Genomic DNA, 18,955 nt, shown 5'->3' with positions numbered 1-18,955 from the left:
ACGCGCCAGGCGCGTCGTGAGCGGCTGCGAGCCGTCGGGAGTCCGGATCACCCCACGGCGGCGGAGTTCTCGTCTCACGAGGGCAGGCAGGCGGCTCTGTTGACCCGTCCAGTCTACCTCCCGGGCGCCCGTTCCCGGGCAGGAGGCACCAGGGGTGTCACGGTCGTCGCGGCGCGCGGTCAGCCGTAGGTGTCACGCGGACCGCGCCCGGCGACCCGCCGCGGACCCCGCCCGAACCCGTGACCCACCGGACCGAGCACGTCCACCTGCACCACGACGCCCGGACCGAGCGCCTCGTCGAACCGCGCGAGCATCGCCGGTGCCAGCAGCCGCAGGTTCGCGGCCCACGCGGTCGACGACGCCCGCACCGTCAGCAGCCCCGCCGCGAACGAGACGTACTCGCAGTGGTCCGCGACCTGCGGACCGACGATCTGCGCCCACCGGTGCACGAGGTCGCCCACCACGAGGCCCGGCTCCCAGCCGAGGTCCCGCGCCAGCAGCCCCGCCGAGATCGCGAGCGGCTGCGGGTCCCGCGGTCCGGGCGCCGACCCGCTGCTCACGGGACGCGACGGCGTCACGCCTGGTCGCAACCCGCGCGCGCGAGCGGCGGCCTTCGCCCGGGCCAGCGCGGCCCGGGCCACCTGCTCGGGCGGCGTCAGGTCGATGAGCTCGGCCACGGGGACGCCGTCGGGCACCGCCGTGGGCGCCGGCAGCAGCGCGTCGTCGTCGCCGGCACCCGTCACCGGCGCGACGCCGTCCGGCGCGGGCCCCCGCGCCGGACGGGCGACCGCGCGGGACCGGGACGTCCCGGCACGCGGGGCGTCGTCGGCGCTCGTCCCGGGGGAGCGGCGCGCGCGAGCCGCGCCGCCCTCAGAGGACACGGGCGACCTCGCCGCCGAGCACGTCCACGCGTGCGCCCGCCAACGGCTCGGGCACGTCCTGCGGCACCGCGGCCGTCACCAGCACCTGCCGCGCACCCGCGACCAGCTCGGCCAGCCGCTCGCGCCGACGCGTGTCGAGCTCGGCGAACACGTCGTCGAGGATCAGCACGGGCTCGCCGTCCGGGCCCCAGTCCGCGGCCCACGCACCCGCGTCGTCGACGCCGTGCGTCAGCAGCTCGTACGACGCGAGACGCAGCGCGAGCGCGACCGACCACGACTCGCCGTGGCTCGCGTACCCCTTGGCCGGCAGGTCGCCGAGCGCGAGCGCCAGGTCGTCGCGGTGCGGGCCGACCAGGCACACGCCCCGCTCGATCTCCTTGGAGCGCAACCGGCCCATCGCCTCGAGCAGCAGCCCCTCCACGGCCGCCGCGTCGGCGGCCGCCGGCAGCGCGGGGTCGTCGTCGGTCCGGCCCAGGGCCGTGTCGAGCGACGCTCGGTACGTGATCCCGAGCTCGCCCTGCCCCGCGCTGACCTGCCGGTACGCGTCGGCCGCGCGAGGGCGCAGCGCCGCGACGAGGGCCTGCCGCGCGACGACGACCTGCGCACCCGTCGCCGCGAGCTTCGCGTCCCACACGTCGAGCGTGCGCAGGTCCGCGCCCGTGCGCGCGCGCGACGCCGCCGCGGCCGACTTCAGGAGGGCCGACCGCTGCTTGAGGACCCGGTCGTAGTCGCCCAGGACCCCCGCGATGCGCGGCGTGAGCTGCACCAGCAGGTCGTCGAGGAACCGCCGGCGGCCGTCCGGGTCGCCCTTGACGAGCGCGAGGTCCTCGGGGGCGAACAGCACCGTGCGCAGGATGCCCAGCACGTCCCGCGCGCGGCCCGGCGAGCCGCCGTTGACCCGCGCGCGGTTGGCCTTGCCCGGCGTGACCTCGACCTCGACGAGCGTCGCGCGCTCCTCGCGGACGACCTTCGCGCGCACGACCGCCCGCGACGTGCCGGCACGCACGAGCGCCGCGTCCGAGGGGACGCGGTGGCTGCCGAGCGTCGCGACGTACCCGATCGCCTCGACGAGGTTCGTCTTGCCCTGCCCGTTGGGTCCGACGAGCGCGGTGATGCCCGGGTCGAGCGGCAGCTCGACCTGCGGGTACGACCGGAAGTCGGTGAGGGACAGGTGCGCGACGTACACGCCGGTCAGGCCTCCGACGTGGGTGGTGCCGACGGCGTCACGGTGTCCGCGCCGGCGGCGCGCACCGCGTGCCCGCCGAACTGCTGGCGCAGCGCGGCGACGGCCTTCATGGCCGGCGACTCGCCCTGCCGCGACGAGAACCGCGCGAACAGCGACGCCGCGATGACCGGGGCCGGCACGGCCAGGTCGATCGCCTCGTCGACGGTCCAGCGGCCCTCGCCGGAGTCCTCGACCCAGTCGTCGATCGCCGCGAACCGCGGGTCCTCGTGCAGCGCCTGCACGAGGAGGTCCAGCAGCCACGACCGCACGACGGTGCCCTTGGTCCACGCGCGCATGGTCGCGGGGACGTCGGTGATGAGGTCCTTCGCCGCCAGCAGCTCGTAGCCCTCGGCGTACGCCTGCATGAGGCCGTACTCGATGCCGTTGTGGACCATCTTCGCGTAGTGCCCCGCACCGACCGGGCCGGCGTGCACGAAGCCGTCGCCGCGCTCGCCCTCGGGGCGCAGCGCGTCGAAGACGGGCATCGCACGCTCGACGTCGGCGGCGTCGCCGCCGACCATGAGCCCGTAGCCGTTCTCCAGGCCCCAGATGCCGCCCGAGACGCCCGCGTCGATGAAGCCGATGCCGTGCTCGGCGAGCGTCGCGGCGTGCGCCGCGTCGTCCTGGTAGTACGAGTTGCCGCCGTCGATGACCAGGTCACCGGCCGTGAGCAGGCCCGCGAGGTCCTGGATGACGGCGTCGGTGATCGGCCCCGAGGGGACCATCACCCACACGACGCGCTCGCCCGCGGGCAGCGCCGCGGCGAGGGCCTCGAGCGACGGGACGTCCGTCACGTCGGGGTTGCGGTCGAACCCCGTGACCTCGATGCCGGCCTCGCGGATGCGCGCGCGCATGTTCGCGCCCATCTTGCCCAGCCCGACCAGACCGATGTGCATGCCTCGCCCCTCTCGACGCGGGCCACGTCGCTCGACGTGGCACCCCGGCCACTGTGCCGCACCCGCCGCCCGTCCGCGCGAGCGGCGTCAGCTCGCGAAGCGGATCGGCACCAGCAGGTAGCGGTAGTCCTTGCGGTCGTCGCTCTCGAGCGACTCCTGGCCCGTGAACTCCACGGGCTTGTTCGGGTGCGTGAACGACATCCGCACGAACGTCGTGTCGAGCGCACCGAGCCCGTCGGCGAGGAAGTGCGGGTTGAACGCGACCGAGATGTCGTCGCCGACGAGCGTCGCCTCGAGCGCCTCGGACGCCTGCGCGTCGTCGCCCTGACCCGCGTCCAGCACGACCTGACCCTCGCTGAACGTCAGCCGGATCGGGGTGTTGCGCTCGGCGACGAGCGCGACGCGCTTCGCCGCCTCCGCGAGCGCCTGGCGGTTGACGATCGCGTGGATCGGCGTCTCGTCGGGGAACAGCCGCCGCACGGGCGGGTAGTCGCCGTCCACGAGCAGGCTCGTGGTCTGGCGGCCCCCGGCCTCGAAGCCGATGAGGTCGACGCCGCCGCCGCTCGACAGCGACACCTCGACGGAGCCCGAGCCGCCGAGCGACTTCGCCGCGTCGGAGAGCGTGCGCGCCCGCACGAGGGCGACGGCCTCGACGTCGGGGCTCGCGGGCTTCCACGTCATCTCGCGCAGCGCCAGCCGGTAGCGGTCGGTCGCCAGGAGCGTCACGCGCTCGCCCTCGATCTCGACGCGCACGCCCGTGAGCAGGGGGAGCGTGTCGTCACGGCTCGCGGCGACCGACACCTGCGCGACCGCGTGGGTCAGCTCGTCGCCGTCGACCGTGCCGGTCACGGGCGGCATCGCGGGGAGGTTCGGGTAGTCCTCGACCGGCATCGTCAGGAGCGTGAAGCGGCTCGCACCGCACGTGACCTGCACCTTGGTGCCGTCCAGCACGACGTCGACGGGCTTGGCCGGCAGAGCGCGCGAGATCTCCGCGAGCAGACGCCCCGAGACGAGCACCGTCCCGGGCTCGCTCACGTCGGCGGGCAGCTGCGCGCGTGCCGAGACCTCGTAGTCGAAGCTCGACAGCTGGATCGTGCCCGTGGCGTCGGCCTCGATGCGGACGCCCGCGAGGACGGGCACGGGCGGCCGGGTCGGCAGGCTGCGTGCGGTCCACGTGACGGCGTCGGCGAGAACGTCACGATCGACGCGGAACCTCATGCATCACCTTCTCGTCGTCCTGCCCGGGGAAGGGGCGCGCGTCGTCGTGGACGCGTGCGATCCGGGCGTTGGCGGGGCTGAGCCGAAGACTACGCGACACCTCCGACGCCCGGTACACCGTCGGGGCCTCGTCGCGGGGCGGTGCCCCGCTCGCTCGCCGCAGCACCCACACGTCGGTGTGTGGATCCCTTCCTGGGAGATGGGTCGTCGTCGTCGTCGGGGCTGTGGGTGGTGTGGACGACGGGTCGCCGAGCAGGTCACAGCCGGTTTCGGGCTGTGCGGGGCGGTGTGGTCGGGCGTCGGGTCGTCGGTGGACGGCGGTGGACGCCCGCGGGACGTTCCACCGCCGTCCACCGACAGGACGGGTCCCGTCCACATCGTCGGCGCGTGTCGTCCACCGCCGTCCACAGGTCTGTGCACAGGTGTGAACATTCGTCCTACGCGTCCCTCACCCCCGGGTTGGGGACAACGCTGGGGCGTTCGCCCCGGTTTGGTATGAGAGGCCTCTCACCGTCGTGGGGGCGCCTCGGTCGCCGGCGACGTCCGTCGACGCGCGGGTGCTGCCGGGCCGAGGCGGCGTCTGCCCAGGTCAGCACGGTGTCGGTGCCGGTGCGTGCGCCGTGCCCCGCGCCAGGAGGTCCGGCTTCTCGCGTCGGGTGAGCCGTTTCACACGTGTCCCCAACCCGTGGGCAAACCTGTGGACAACCGGGGTCACCCGGTGGATGGGAACGGACCAACGCGACATCCCGGCGTCCCGGGGTGAGGTCCCGGGGAGCCGCTCAGCCGCGGTGCTGCTGCTTGATCCGGTTGGTGAGCTCGGTGACCTGGTTGTAGATCGACCGCCGCTCGGCCATGAGCTCGCGGATCTTGCGGTTCGCGTGCATGACCGTCGTGTGGTCCCGACCGCCGAACGCCTGCCCGATCTTCGGCAGCGACAGGTCCGTCAGCTCGCGGCACAGGTACATCGCGATCTGACGCGCCGTGACGAGCACGCGCGACCGGCTCGACCCGCACAGGTCCTCGATGCTCAGACCGAAGTACGCGGCCGTCTGCCCGATCACCGTGGTGGCGGTGATCTCCTGCGTCTGGTCGTCGGTGATGAGGTCCTTGAGGACGATCTCCGCGAGCGACACGTCGACCTGCTGACGGTTGAGGTTCGCGAACGCCGTGACCCGGATGAGCGCGCCCTCGAGCTCACGGATGTTCGTCGAGATCTTCGACGCGATGTACTCCAGCACGTCGTCGGGCGCCTGCAGCCGCTCGCTGGCGGCCTTCTTGCGGAGGATCGCGATCCGGGTCTCGAGGTCCGGCGGCTGCACGTCCGTGATGAGGCCCCACTCGAACCGCGACCGCATCCGGTCCTCGAAGCCGTTGAGCTGCTTGGGCGGCAGGTCGGACGTGATCACGACCTGCTTGTTCGCGTTGTGCAGCGTGTTGAACGTGTGGAAGAACTCCTCCATCGTCTGTTCCTTGCCCTGCAGGAACTGGATGTCGTCGATCAGCAGGACGTCGACCTCGCGGTACCGACGCTGGAACGCGCCCGCCTTGCCCTCGCTGATGGAGTTGATGAAGTCGTTCGTGAACTCCTCGGAGTTCACGTAGCGCACCCGCACCGTCGGGTACAGGTTCTGCGCGTAGTGGCCGATCGCGTGCAGCAGGTGCGTCTTGCCCAGGCCCGAGTCGCCGTAGATGAACAGCGGGTTGTACGCCTTGGCCGGGGCCTCGGCCACCGCGACGGCCGCGGCGTGCGCGAACCGGTTGGACGACCCGATGACGAACGTCTCGAAGAGGTACTTCGGGTTCAGGCGTGCCGGCTCGGACATCGCGCGCCGCGGGGACGTGACCACGCTCGTGCCGTCGACCGCGCGCAGCACGGGACGGGGGTCGGCGTGCTCGTCGCGGACGGCGTGCTCGACCGGCGCGTCGTCGGCGCTCTCGGCGCGCTCGTCGCGGGTGCCGAAGGCAGGGTGGGCGGTCACCAGGGCGAGGTCGGGGCGCGCGTCGGGCTCGTCGTCGTAGGCGGGGGCGCCCGTGGCGGCGGGCGCCGGGGGCACCACGCGCAGCGCGGGCGGGACGTCGCCGGCCACCTCGGGGTCGACCGTCACGGCGAACCGCGCCTCGCGGCCGAGCGCCTCGCCGAGCGCCTGCGTGACCTCGGCGCGGACGCGCGTCTCGAGGTACTCCTTGGTGAGGTCGTTGCCGACGGCGAGGAGCATCGTGCCGTCGAGTACGCCCAGCGGGTGGGCGAGCCGGACGAAGGCCAGCTGACGGGGCGTGATGTCGGGGCTCGCCTCGAGGCTCGCGACGACGTGTCCCCACACGCGGGCCGGTTCTTCGTCCTGTGACAACGTCCTACCTCAGTGATCGGTCCTGCGGGGCCCGGCGAGTCTGGCACGGTGGACCGTCGTCCACATAGTTGTCCACACCTGTGAGTGGCAGCGGTGCGGGACCGTGACCCGTCGTCGGGGGTCCTGCCCGCCCGTCGTCCACAGGGCCGGCGACGGCGTCGTCCGCACCCTCGAGGCGCACGCGCCGGGCGGCACGACGATGTCCGACTCTAGTGGTCGGTCGGCACCCGCAGAAGCGCACCGGCGGGTGAGACCCACGACACGCCGCGCCGGGTCCACCGAGAACTTGCTGACCTGGGGTAAGGCGTCCGAGGCCGCGTCGCGGCGCCGCCGTGGGTGCCACCCGCCGTGCGGCGTACGCTGGCGCATTTGACCCACGCGCCTGCCGCGGCGTAGCGTGGCCCAGCCTTCCGACGGCTCCGTCCGGCGCGCCCTGACGCCTTCGCACGTGTCCTTGCGTGCGATCCCTGGAGCGGTGGACACGGCACCAGGACCTGGTCGTGCGACTCCGTACGACCGTGACGAGAACGTGTGGAGAACGTCGTGACCAAGCGCACCTTCCAGCCGAACAACCGGCGCCGGGCCAAGACCCACGGCTTCCGTCTGCGCATGCGCACGCGTGCCGGCCGCGCCATCCTCGCGGCGCGCCGCCGCAAGGGGCGCGCCGAGCTCTCGGCCTGACGCCACCCCCGGTGCTCCCTGCAGCGCACCGGATGCGCCGCTCTGCCGACTTCCAGCAGACGGTGCGTCGCGGCGCGCGCGGGGGACGCGACACCCTCGTCGTGCACCTCACGACGACGACCGACCCCGGCCCGCCGGTGGTCGGTCTCGTCGTCTCCAAGGCCGTGGGGAACGCCGTGACCCGGAACCGGGTCCGGCGGCGGCTGCGCGCCCTGCTGGCGAACCGCCTCGGCCGCTGGGGGAGCGGCACGCGGGTCGTCGTCCGCGCGCAGCCCGACGCCGCGGGAGCCTCCTCCGCGCAGCTGGGCCGCGACCTGGACGGCGCGATCGACGGCGCCGAGCGGCGCGCGGCGCGGCGTGCCGAGCACCGGGTGACGCCGTGACGCGCGTCTGGGCCGTGGTGCGCTCTCTGCCCGCTCGTGTACTTCTCGGCCTGCTCTGGGTGTACCAACGCGTGATCTCGCCGATCACGCCTCCGACCTGCAGGTTCTACCCGTCGTGCTCGCAGTACGCGGTCATCGCCGTGCAGCGTCACGGTGCCGTCCGCGGCACGTGGCTCGCCGCGCGGCGACTCCTGCGGTGCCACCCCTGGAACCCCGGTGGGGTCGACGACGTTCCACCGTCGCGGCACCACCACGCCTTCGACGCGGCCCCCGCCGCTCACTGACGCTCTCGAGGAGCACCGCCTCATGCCTTGGATGGACGGCCTGCTGTTCCCGCTCATGGTCGCGGTCGCGTGGATCATGGTCCGCTTCCACGACCTGCTGACCTGGATCGGCCTCGACCCCGCGAGCGGCGCCGCCTGGGCGCTGTCCATCGTCGGACTCGTGATCGTCATGCGGATCCTGCTGATCCCGCTCTTCTTCAAGCAGATCAAGGCGTCCCGTGGCATGCAGCTCGTGCAGCCCGAGATGCAGGCCCTGCAGAAGAAGTACAAGGGCAAGACGGACCCCGCGTCCCGCGAGGCGATGAGCCGCGAGATGATGGAGCTCTACCGCAAGCACGGCACGAACCCGTTCGCGTCCTGCCTGCCCATCCTCCTGCAGTCGCCGATCTTCTTCGCCCTGTTCCGGGTGCTCTACGAGCTCCCGAGCCTGGCGTCCGGCACGTACGCGCGCGCCGAGTCGATCGGCCCCCTCACCCGCGAGCTGGCCGGCCAGGCCGAGCAGGCCACCATCTGGGGCGCGCCGCTGTCCGGCACCTTCATGCAGTGGGACGGCAACTGGCACATCCGCGTCGTCACCATCGTCCTCATCGTCGCGATGTCGGTGACGACGTTCACGACGCAGCGACAGCTCACCATGAAGAACATGCCGCCGGCCGCACTCACCGGCCCGATGGCGCAGCAGCAGAAGATCCTGCTCTACGTGCTGCCGTTCATCTTCGCCGTCTCGGGCGTGAACTTCCCGATCGGTGTCCTCATCTACTGGACCACCACCAACCTGTGGTCGATGGGGCAGCAGTTCTACACGATCCGCCGCATGCCGGCACCGGGTTCGCAGGCGGAGAAGGCGCTCAAGGAGCGGCAGGCCAGGAAGGCGGCCGCCCGCGGCGAGACGATCGAGCAGACCTCGACCGCGACCGCCGTCATCGACGAGAAGCCCCGCGGCCAGCGTCAGCAGCCGAAGCGCAAGGACCGCGCCAAGGCGCGGCCGCAGCAGGCGGGGGGCGGCGCGGACGACGCATCCGACGCCGCTGGCACGGTCGAGGACGCGCCCGCCGCTCCGAGCGAACCGACCGCGCCCGCTCCGAAGAAGAAGCGCAAGGGTCCGCCCTCCGGCGGCTCGACGCCCGACGGCCCCCGTCCCTGACCACCACCGCGACGACGGCCCCCGCAGGGCCGACGACGGTGCGACACCGCTGAACGGAGAAGACATGGGTACGACCGAGCCGGACACGGCCGCCGACGCCGACGTCGTGAAGCGCCTCGAGGAGGAGGGCGAGATCGCCGCCGACTACCTCGAGGAGTTCCTCGACATCGCCGACCTCGACGGTGACATCGACATCGACGTCGACCACGGGCGGGCTGCCGTGGAGATCGTGGCCGAGGACGGCTCGGACGCGGCAGCGCTCCGCCGTCTCGTCGGCGCCGAGGGGGAGGTGCTGGACGCGTTGCAGGAGCTCACGCGCCTCGCCGTCCAGACGAAGACGGGCGAGCGCAGCCGGCTGATGCTCGACATCGCCGGGTTCCGTGCGCAGCGGCGGACCGAGCTCGTCGCGATCGCCCGCACCGCCATCGACCAGGTCAAGGCAGACGGCGAGGCGGTCACGCTCTCCGCGATGAACCCGTTCGAGCGCAAGGTCGTGCACGACGCGGTGGCCGAGGCCGGCCTCGTGAGCGACTCCGTCGGCGTCGAGCCGGACCGCCGGGTGGTCGTCAAGCCGGCGTGACCTGACCCCGGGACGACGGTGCACGCAGGGCGGGTGGCGCGAGCCACCCGCCCTGCGTCGTCTCCACGAGTCGACGGCTGTGGTCGTCGACCATGCCTCGGGCCGGGTGACCGCGTCGGGAGGTGTGTCCGCGGCGCGTGACCCGTGCGCGGGAGATTGGCTCCTGGCGAACTGGGGCCCCGTGACGTGGCCGCGGCGGCCCTTCGGCTTCGCCAGGAACGATTCTCCTGGCGTTTCGGAGCGTAGAGCGCCTCGTGGGCGCGGCGCGTGGCCCGCAGGACCGGCCTCCAGGAACCGTACGATGTCCGGAATGTGCCGGTCTCCGCGCGACACCGTCGTCGCGGTGTGCTCCGACATCGTTGCGGCACACCCTGGGTGGTCGGGCCTGCGGGGGGTCTCAGGGGCGGACGGGCCATGGGTGTCGAGAGGGACTACCGGCGAGGGCGAGGTCTTCCTCGGTTCGCGCGTGACCGGGTGGACCGTGCCGGTGCGCTCCGTGCGCTGGCGGTGTCGCCCACGGGGGGGCGCGAACGGCTAGCCACTGCCCCGGGTGATCGGGGGGGCGGGCACGTCCTGAGGGATGGCGTGAGGGCCGTCGGTCGGTTCGGCGAGTGGTCGATCTCGGAGGAGGTCGAGCCGTCGAGGTGAGTCGAGCTGCTCGGCCCGGCCTCAGAGGCAGACGGGCGACCCGTCGACGACCGCAGTCGTGCACGCGCTCGGGGGAGAGCTATCGCTAGGTCGGGCTCGGGGTCGTGCGCTCGGCCGCTGGTGGTCGGGAACGGCTCGGCGGATGCGGCGACCCGCGTGGAGTGGTGCGTCGTTGCCTGGCGACGAGCGTCGTCTCGGTGACCCGGATCGGGGAGTGCTGCCGGACGCTCGCGCCGCGCCTCGCTCGTCTCGGTGGTGACCGCGGGTCGGTGGTGGGTGCGGTCGGGTGCTGAGTGGAGACGTGTCTTGTCCACAGGTCGCCGGCACGCTCAGGTCGACGCTCGCCACACCGGAGCTGACCGCGACGGCAGCGGTCCGTGGCTTGCGCCGCTGGCGTGAGAGTGGAGACCGACGCCTCGGATCGGACACCGGGTCGAAGGTCGTACTGAGCGCTCTCGTCCCGGTGTCTCGATCGTCGAGGTTGTCCTGCTCCGCCTCTGCGCGACGCCCGTCGGGCGGTGTTCGTCGGGCGGCGTTCGTCGGTCGGTGAGGTGGCGGCATGGGGGTGTCGCGCGGGTGGGAGTCCCGCGTTCGACGAGCAGTGGGTCGCTTTGGGGCTGTGATTCACGTGGAACAGGGCGTTTGAGCGCCCCGAAAGTTCTCCAGGAACGATCCTCCTGGCGATCCGGAGCGGAGGATGGTGGCCTGACGAGCCTGCGAACGCTCTGAAGGGCGCTCCTCGAACGCCGCCGAGGCCCGAAATGAGCACTCAATGCGGTGGGACGTGTCGCGACCCGACCTGGTCGGGACGTGTCGTCCAGTGAGGACGGTCGAGAGTCGCACGCACCGGGTGCTGTGCGCCTGGTGCGGATTGCTGAAGAACGACCGCGAGCTCGTCGGTACGGGCATCGTCGCGACGATGGCGGGCACCCCGCTCGAAGGCACCCGGCGTTCCGAGCTGCGCGAGTCAGGCGCCCGCGGGCGCCTGACGCGGCGTGGCCGTCTCGCCGGTTGCGGGCCCGATGAAGGGGTCCAGCCGGACGGGATCGGTCGACGGGGGCGGCGGGACGTCGCGCGTCTCGTGCGGACGGTGTGATCGATGCCTGCCTGGCCGGCGGCGCCGTTCCTCGATGAGTCGCGGGCTGTCGGGGGGAGTGGTTACGTCCTGCGTCGGCTGCGTCGGCTGCGTCGGCTGCGTCGGCTGCGTCGGCTGCGTCGGCTGCGTCGGCTGCGTCGGCTGCGTCGGCTGCGTCGGCTGCGTCGGCTGCGTCGGCTGCGTCGGGCGGCGGGACGGTGGTCGCTGCGCGCCCTCGGCGGCGCGGGGCGCCCGCGTGTTTCACGTGGAACGGGGCCGGCGGCGGTTGACGGTCGACGGTAGAACCGTGTGCGGTGTTGCCGCGCGAGTGCGCGCGGCTCGCGCTGGTCCGGCGACTCGGGTTCACCGTCGTGAGCTCAGACATCGTGGTCCGTGGGGTCGGCCGCGGCGCTGTCAGTCGCCGGTCATGGGTCGGTGAGCTGAGGCGCGGGGCGCACGACAGCACCCGCGAGTTGTTGATGGTGGGTGCTGCTCAGAACGCCGACGTCGCACGGCGGGGGCGTCGGGGCGGTGGTTCCTCGCGCCGCTGTGCGTGGGGCCGTGGGTCAGTGCGCTTGGCCGGGCTGCGGCTCGCGGGTCAGAGCGACGACGCTCGACCCATCCTTCGTCGACGCTGCGGCCCGAGGTCCTGAGCGCACCGACGAGATGCTGAGCTCACCGACGGGTTGCTGAGCTCGCCGACGACGCACTGAGATCGCCGACGCTACGCGAGCGCCGCGGCGCCGCGCGGGTGGACGGCGCTGTGAGTCGTGAGGAGGTGGTGCTCATCGCCATGCGCGGTCGGCGGCCGTTGGCGGCGTGCCGAGCGCCCGGCGAGGTGGATGCAAGGACGGGGTGTCGTGTGCGCCGTCCGCCGGCCGGTTTCACGTGGAACGGATGCGGACGCCTCTCGGTCCCCGCAGTCCGGCGAGATGTCGAGACCTTCCGCCGTGACCGGAGACCCAGCCGCGCCAGGCGAGGAGCGTCAGGTGCAAGGCCCCCTCAACTGGCTGTGGTCGGCGGTGGCCAACAACGAGCGGCGCGGGCACATGGCGCTGGCACGCACGCTTCGCCGCGGCTCCTTCGGGTGTGCCCCGCAGGGCGGTGCGGCCGGGGTGCGTCACGGGGAGGCGTGAGTTCTTAACTGAGGTGGACGGCCACATGGGCGTATCCAGCTCGACCGTCACCTACCGGCCAAGGCGCACATGGGTGCTCCCTCGTGGGGTCCGTTGGGGTGACCCCGCCGGTGACACTAGACCGCCAGCCCTCACGGGGATCCTCACGCGCGGTGAAGGGCGCGAGCATGCAGGGAGGCTGTGGCGAGCGGCGAGGTCTCGACCGGTCGGTGAGCTTCGTGCGAGCCGGATCCTCGAGTCACGAGCGTCGACGCTCACGTCGCGCTCCGACGCATTCGTTCTGGCTGAGTTCTGACGCGACGACTACGCCACGAGTACCGCGATGCCCTCATATCGAAGAGGCCGCGGCGCTGGCGCCGTCGTGCGCAAGGCTGGCCGCGCAGAGACGTGCCGCCCGGCTGCGGACTTCTGCCGGGCGTCACGCCGCGTCGGACCACGCCGCACGGGGCGAGGCTCGTCTCCACGCGGAGAGGTATCAGAGAGCCCTTGTTCCGTCTGCACGCGGCACCCCGCGCGGGAGGACCCGGCTCACGGTTTCACGTGGAACACGATGGATTGATGCCACGTCGCGGGTCTCACGTGCAACCGCGACATAGAGGGGAGCCCTCTTGGTGGCTCGATGAGTCTTCGCCAACACCGCATGCCACGCGGCGTTTCACGTGGAACTGGCGGACTGCTTGGCGTGGACACGTCCTGAGGGCGCGGGGCGCTCCTTCATGTCGGGCAATGCTGCGTGCGATCGACCGTTCCATGAGCACCCGGCTGGCGGGAACGAGGGCCGCCCGCTCGACGGCGTGCGGGAGGCCAGGGGCAGTGGCGATGCAGGCCTCGCGCGGCAACGGGGGTCCTGGGGCGCGCAGTGCTCCGGCGCGAACGTCCGCGACCCCGGGCCCGCGGGAGTCCTCGATGCGACGGCTAGGGAGCAACTCGCTACGGCGCGGCACATGAGGAGGAAGCAGCCCGTGTGGCACCCGCCGCTTGTGGTGGCGTGGTGCGCGCGGCGGACGTGGGGACTCCCTCCGAGGTGGACTGTCGAGATCGGGGTCCGACCCACGAGGGGCACGCCGGCTCGGCGGACGCGCCCTGTCCACTGGAAGGCCCGTCCGGCGCGGCGACCAGTGGTGAGCCTCGCCGTGAGCGTGAGCGTGAGGTTGGGCGTGAGCGTGGGCGTGAGCGTGAGGTTGAGTGTGAGCGTGGACGGCAGATCGTGGTCGGGTTGACAGAGCGTCGCGCCGTCTTCGCTGTGCGGTGACGGGGGAGTCAGCAGCCCTCCGCCGGACGACGAGTCGCCCACCGGTGCACGCACGCCGCGGCGGGTGCTCGTACCTTGAGGTGCTCGCTGGAAGGCAGTCGGGGCGGTAGCACCGGCTGAGCGCCTGCGATGGCGCGGGAGCGACCGTCGTCGAACCGCAGCGCGGGGAGTTGCTCATCGTGACCACTCCGACTGCAGCAGTCGAGGGGGCTCTCGCCAGACTCGGTCGATCAGCTGGGTGCAGCACGTGCGACTGCCACGGACGCGCAGCCGCGCGTGTCAGAAGCGTGGTCGAGCGCCCGCGCAACGCCGATGGGACGGCCGCCGAAAGGCGGAAGCGCCGCACGTCTACCGAGGTGGCTCGACACGAGGAGATCAGCGCGGCGTCGGCCAGCGCTTCCGCGGAGGGCGGCCGAGCCTGCCTCCATGGGAGGGGACCGACGCGGTCGAGGGAGCGACCGCTGCGGAGGGCCCGCCGCCGCCGCGCGCTTGCGCCTGCACCGAGGGGCGGAGCAGTGCGGTCCAACCGAGGACGACGTCCTGCGGCGCATCGCCAAACGGCGTGCTCCGGTGCCCGTGCCGGGATCGACCTCGTGCGGGGCTCGAGCGGTGGACACGTTCGCGTGGCACCTCAGCGTGACCCGCCACCCGAGGCGGCGGGTCAGCGCGAGTGTCCGGGTCTGCGCACACGTGCCGCGACAGGCTGCGCGTCAATGTGTCAGCGGCACCTGGTGGGGGCGCCGAGGAACTTCCCACCGAGCGGGCGCGGACGGGGGGCGCACTTCGGCACCCGACCGCAGCGGTTCGTCCACACCGCGCGAGGATCGGATGGTGTCGACACGAGCGACCGCGTGGCCGCGAGCCCGATCGCTGCACCAGCCGCCCCGAGGACCGCCTCCGCGTCAGCCTTCCAGCCGTTCCCGCACCGTCCGTTCGACCGATGCGGCACGTCATGCACGCTCGGTGCTCGGTGCTCGGTGCTCGGTGCTCGGTGCTCGGTGCTCGGTGCTCGGTGCTCGGTGCTCGGTGCTCGGTGCTCGGTGCTGGGTGCCGGGTGCTTGGTGCTCGTTGCTGAGTGCTGGGTGCCGGTCCAGCACCCCCTGTCGCTCGTGCGCCGCTGCGTCGCGTCGCCAGCCGGAGGGTCCGGCAAGGCGACGCCGAGCATCCGGCTGTCGCTCGGGCACGCGCACGCATCGGGAGGTCGCGCACGCGATCGCGGGCGCGGGCCTCCCGGTCCGGCGGTATGCGGCGGGGTAGCGTAGGGGCGCGACGAACGGGCCGTGCCACCGTCGAGTCGACCGCTCGTTTCACGTGGAACAGGAGCCACCGGGTGCAGGACCAGTCACCGGATCTCGCAGCGAACGAGCCTGACCCGTGGGACGGTGACCCGCGGCTGCCCGAGTTCTTCGCCGACGCGTGGGTGGCGGTCCGCACCTTCCGGGACTACCTGGTCGAGGAGGGTGAGCTGCGCGGGCTCATCGGCCCACGAGAGATCCCGCGGTTGTGGGAGCGGCACCTGCTCAACTCGGCAGCGGTGGTGCCGTACCTCCCGCAGACCGGTGTGGTCGTGGACGTGGGATCCGGGGCCGGTCTGCCCGGGATCGTCGTGGCGGCCATGCTCCCCGACGCCGAGGTGGTGCTCGTCGAGCCCATGGAGCGGCGGGTCGCGTGGCTGAACGACGTGGTCGCGCGCTGCGCGCTCCCGAACGTCGAGGTCAGACGTGCGCGGGCGCAGGAGCTCGACGGTGCGATCGAGGCCGACGCCGTGACCGCGCGTGCCGTCGCCGCGCTGGACAAGCTCTACCGGTGGACCGCTCCGCTCGTCCGCGACGGCGGGACGGTGGTCGCGATGAAGGGCGCCCGCGCCGAGGACGAGCTCGCGGCAGCCGCGAAGGCGATGCGAGCGGTCGGGCTGGTCGACGGTCGCGTGCACGAGGCCGTGACCATCCCCGGGACCGAACCGACACGCGTCGTGACCGCGGTGAGGAGGGTGCGAGGTGTTCGGTAGGAAGAAGCGCCGCGAAGAGAAGGCGGCGGCTGCTCGCGCGGCGGCTGCGACGCCGGCGACCGACGTCCCCGTACCGGCAGTGCCGCCGGCCGACGAGTGGCAGCCCGGAAGCCCTCCCGATCACCGTCCCGCCGCGGGCGCGACGCCGTCCGAGGCGCCGGTCACTCCGGCGTGGTCGTCCCGTGGAGCCGTGGCCGGGGCGACGAGCCCGCAGTGGCCGGCGACCGCCGACCTCTCCCGCGGCCCGTCGGTCGCGAGCTCCGTCGCCGTCGACGAGGCCCAGGCCGAGCAGGACGGCGGAGCCGACGGGGACCACGTGCCCGGACCGTCGACCACGTCTGTACCGACCGCCGGCGGCGTGCCCCGATGGAGCGCGGGGCCGGACACCGAGACCGATGCGGGCGCTGGAGTCCACACGCACGGCCGCGACACGGAAGCGCCTCCCGGCGTGGACGACAGCACCCAAGCCGAGGTCCAGGACGGCGCTGGTGCCGCGACGGAGACCGCGACGCACGGCGAGGCCGCGGACGAGGGCGTCGACCCGGGCCCCGAAGGCGCCACCCACGTCCCACCGCACGACGTCGTTTCACGTGGAACCACGTCGACCCTGGCGGTCGAAGGGGAGGCCCCCGCACCCACCGCGCTGGACGACGCCGCGACGACTGAGGATGCACGCCCGCGTCGTGGCGCCCGTCCGCGCCCCGTCTCGGTGACGCAGCTGGGAGCGGTGTACGCGTGGGAGACTGAGCAGCCGGCCGGCACGACCCCGGACGGGCCACCTGACGACGCGGACGGCGGTGCGCGGCACCCCGACCCGTCGGACGCCGTGGCGGTGGGTGCTGGTGACACGTCGTCCGCACCTCCGGGGGAGCGCCCCGCTGAGCCGCGTGCGCTCGACCAGGTGCGTGCGACGCTCGCCGACACCGCTCTGACCAGCACGAACACCGCCCGCGCGGCGCGTGAGGACGAAAGAGGACCCGTGGACGACCAGCAGGACCCCGCCCCCGGGACCGAGAGCGCGACCGGTGCGCCGAGCCCCGCGGGTGACCCGGAGGAGGCCCGTCGCGCCGCGATCGTCGACAGCCTGCCGCGCGCGTCGGACGACACGCCGCTGCTCGCCGAGCTGCAGCTCGACGCCCGCCGCAGGATCGAGCTGCGCGGGCGGAAGTTCCCCCGACCGCCGCGGACGCGGGTCATCACGGTCGCCAACCAGAAGGGTGGCGTCGGCAAGACGACGACGACCGTCAACCTCGCGGCCGCGCTCGCGCAGGCGGGCCTGCAGGTCCTGGTCCTCGACAACGACCCGCAGGGGAACGCGTCGACCGCGCTCGGCATCGAGCACCGCGCGGGGACGCCGTCGATCTACGAGGTGCTCGTCGACGGCGCGCCCATGCACGAGGCGGTCCAGCAGAGCCCCGACGTCCCGGGCCTGTGGTGCCTGCCGGCGACGATCGACCTCTCCGGGGCCGAGATCGAGCTCGTCTCCATGGTGGCCCGTGAGACCCGGCTACGGACCGCGCTCGACAACTACCTGACGTGGCGCACCGACAACGGCCACGAGCGGATCGACTACGTCTTCGTCGACTGCCCCCCGAGCCTCGGCCTGCTGACGGTCAACGCGTTCGTCGTGGCACGCGAGGTCCTGATCCCGATCCAGTGCGAGTACTACGCACTCGAGGGCCTGTCGCAGCTCCTCAAGACCATCGACCTCATCCAGGCGCACCTGAACCCGCGGCTCGCCGTCTCGACGATCCTCCTCACGATGTACGACGCGCGCACCAACCTCGCGCAGCAGGTCGCCGAGGAGGTGCGGACGCACTTCCCGGAGCAGACGCTGCGCACGACGGTGCCGCGGTCCGTCCGGATCTCCGAGGCGCCCAGCTACGGGCAGACCGTCATCACGTACGACGGCAGCTCGTCGGGCGCGCTCGCGTACCTCGAGGCGGCCCGCGAGCTCGCGGAGCGTGCCGTGCAGGCCACCACCCGTACCGACGGCGTGCCCGTGCCGGCCACGCCCGCCCAGGAGGACCAGTGAGCGAGAAGCGTCGCGGCCTCGGCCGCGGACTGGGGGCCTTGATCCCCACGGGTCTGGAGACCCCGCGCAGCACCGGGGACCGTCCCGTCGACGTGTTCTTCCCCGACACGCGCAAGGACGAGCGGGCCGCGTCGGCCGCGAGCACGGTCGACCCAGCCGTCGAGGACGCGTCCGCGATCGCGGCCGGCGCCCCCACCGCCCCCACCGCCGACGCCGTCGACGCGGTGGCAGCCGCGGACGTCGATGCGGGTGACGCGGCGGCAGCCACCGACGTCGTCGCGGGTGGCGCGGCCGCGTCGGTCGACACGGACGGCCTGGTCCCGGTCCCCGGGGCGCGGTTCGCGGAGCTCTCCGTCACGTCGATCCGGCCCAACCCTCGACAGCCGCGCGTGGTGTTCGACGAGGACGCGTTGGCCGAGCTCGTGGGTTCGATCCGTGAGATCGGCGTGCTGCAGCCGGTCGTCGTGCGTGCTGTGGGCGACGGCTACGAGCTGATCATGGGGGAGCGGCGCTGGCGCGCGACGCAGGAGGCGGGCCTCACCACGATCCCGGCGATCGTGCGGGAGACCGAGGACGGCGACCTGCTGCGCGACGCCCTCCTGGAGAACCTGCACCGCGCCCAGCTCAACCCGCTCGAGGAGGCGGCCGCCTACCAGCAGCTCCTCGACGACTTCGGCTGCACGCACGAGGAGCTCGCGACGCGGATCCACCGGTCGCGTCCGCAGATCTCCAACACGTTGCGGCTGCTGAAGCTGCCGCCGCTGGTGCAGCGCCGCGTCGCGGCGGGCGTCCTGTCGGCGGGGCACGCGCGGGCGCTCCTGGGCCTGGCGGACGGTGCGGCCATCGAGCGTCTCGCGCAGCGGATCGTGTCGGAGGGGCTCTCGGTGCGCGCGGTCGAGGAGATCGTCGCGCTGGGTGGGGACGAGACCGCGCCGACGCGACGTCCGCGGCCGCGTGCCGGCGTCCGGAACGAGGCGTTGGACGACCTGGCCGCTCGGCTGTCGGACCGTTTCGAGACGCGCGTGAAGGTCGACCTCGGCAAGTCGCGTGGCAAGCTCACCGTCGAGTTCGCGTCGGTGCAGGACCTCAACCGCATCCTGACGGCCCTCGCTCCCGACGACCCGGGCGTCCTGCGGCCCTGACCGGGCTCCCGTGCCGGCG

The 18,955-nt window shown here is 73.0% G+C and carries 14 protein-coding genes; 9 read left to right on the top strand and 5 right to left on the bottom strand.

All coding sequences use genetic code 11. From position 1 onward, the window contains the following. Positions 1-179 precede the first annotated feature (179 nt). From E4A51_RS09840 to dnaA, 5 genes are all read right to left on the bottom strand, one after another. Positions 180-743 carry a DUF721 domain-containing protein gene (locus E4A51_RS09840; RefSeq protein WP_226237914.1) on the bottom strand — a complete coding sequence of 188 codons (564 nt, stop codon included), beginning with the start codon at positions 741-743 and terminating at the stop codon, positions 180-182. 127 nt (positions 744-870) lie between these two features. Continuing rightward, complete coding sequence (gene recF, locus E4A51_RS09835; protein ID WP_070320751.1) at positions 871-2,067, bottom strand: DNA replication/repair protein RecF; 1,197 nt, start codon at positions 2,065-2,067, stop codon at positions 871-873. Between the two features lie 5 nt (positions 2,068-2,072). Next, positions 2,073-3,002, bottom strand: coding sequence for a phosphogluconate dehydrogenase (NAD(+)-dependent, decarboxylating) (gene gnd, locus E4A51_RS09830; RefSeq protein ID WP_046529682.1), 930 nt, complete (start codon positions 3,000-3,002; stop codon positions 2,073-2,075). An 87-nt stretch (positions 3,003-3,089) separates the two neighbouring features. Then, complete coding sequence (gene dnaN / locus E4A51_RS09825; RefSeq protein WP_046529681.1) at positions 3,090-4,220, bottom strand: DNA polymerase III subunit beta; 1,131 nt, start codon at positions 4,218-4,220, stop codon at positions 3,090-3,092. Positions 4,221-4,999: 779 nt separating this feature from the next. Next, entirely contained in the window at positions 5,000-6,568 is a 1,569-nt protein-coding gene (dnaA, locus tag E4A51_RS09820; protein WP_070320752.1) for a chromosomal replication initiator protein DnaA, read from the bottom strand. A gap of 543 nt (positions 6,569-7,111) precedes the next feature. Between dnaA and rpmH the strand changes: the two genes are divergently transcribed. From rpmH to E4A51_RS09770, 9 genes are all read left to right on the top strand, one after another. Beyond that, positions 7,112-7,249 carry a 50S ribosomal protein L34 gene (gene rpmH / locus E4A51_RS09815; protein ID WP_043601468.1) on the top strand — a complete coding sequence of 46 codons (138 nt, stop codon included), beginning with the start codon at positions 7,112-7,114 and terminating at the stop codon, positions 7,247-7,249. 11 nt (positions 7,250-7,260) lie between these two features. Beyond that, the gene (gene rnpA, locus E4A51_RS09810; RefSeq protein ID WP_134851624.1) at positions 7,261-7,632 is read left to right on the top strand and encodes a ribonuclease P protein component; all 372 of its coding nucleotides are present in this window, start codon (positions 7,261-7,263) and stop codon (positions 7,630-7,632) included. Further along, entirely contained in the window at positions 7,629-7,916 is a 288-nt protein-coding gene (gene yidD / locus E4A51_RS09805) for a membrane protein insertion efficiency factor YidD (RefSeq protein WP_082740305.1), read from the top strand. The genes rnpA and yidD overlap by 4 nt, the downstream gene beginning before the upstream one ends. Before the next feature lie 22 nt (positions 7,917-7,938). Further along, the gene (yidC, locus tag E4A51_RS09800) at positions 7,939-9,060 is read left to right on the top strand and encodes a membrane protein insertase YidC (RefSeq protein WP_134851623.1); all 1,122 of its coding nucleotides are present in this window, start codon (positions 7,939-7,941) and stop codon (positions 9,058-9,060) included. Positions 9,061-9,124: 64 nt separating this feature from the next. Next, entirely contained in the window at positions 9,125-9,640 is a 516-nt protein-coding gene (locus E4A51_RS09795; RefSeq protein ID WP_046529676.1) for a R3H domain-containing nucleic acid-binding protein, read from the top strand. Between the two features lie 1,468 nt (positions 9,641-11,108). Beyond that, positions 11,109-11,384, top strand: a complete 276-nt coding sequence (locus tag E4A51_RS09790) for a hypothetical protein (RefSeq protein ID WP_134851622.1) — start codon at positions 11,109-11,111, stop codon at positions 11,382-11,384. Between the two features lie 3,697 nt (positions 11,385-15,081). Further along, positions 15,082-15,759: a 16S rRNA (guanine(527)-N(7))-methyltransferase RsmG gene (gene rsmG / locus E4A51_RS09780; protein WP_226237924.1), complete on the top strand. Its 678-nt coding sequence runs from the start codon at positions 15,082-15,084 to the stop codon at positions 15,757-15,759. 979 nt (positions 15,760-16,738) lie between these two features. After that, entirely contained in the window at positions 16,739-17,794 is a 1,056-nt protein-coding gene (locus tag E4A51_RS09775; protein WP_046529674.1) for a ParA family protein, read from the top strand. Further along, complete coding sequence (locus E4A51_RS09770; protein WP_134851619.1) at positions 17,791-18,936, top strand: ParB/RepB/Spo0J family partition protein; 1,146 nt, start codon at positions 17,791-17,793, stop codon at positions 18,934-18,936. The genes E4A51_RS09775 and E4A51_RS09770 overlap by 4 nt, the downstream gene beginning before the upstream one ends. The last annotated feature ends 19 nt before the right edge of the window (positions 18,937-18,955 follow it).

Source organism: Cellulomonas sp. HD19AZ1 (assembly GCF_004535805.1).
Lineage (GTDB): Bacteria > Actinomycetota > Actinomycetes > Actinomycetales > Cellulomonadaceae > Cellulomonas > Cellulomonas iranensis.
This window is presented reverse-complemented; position numbering and strand designations above follow the sequence as displayed.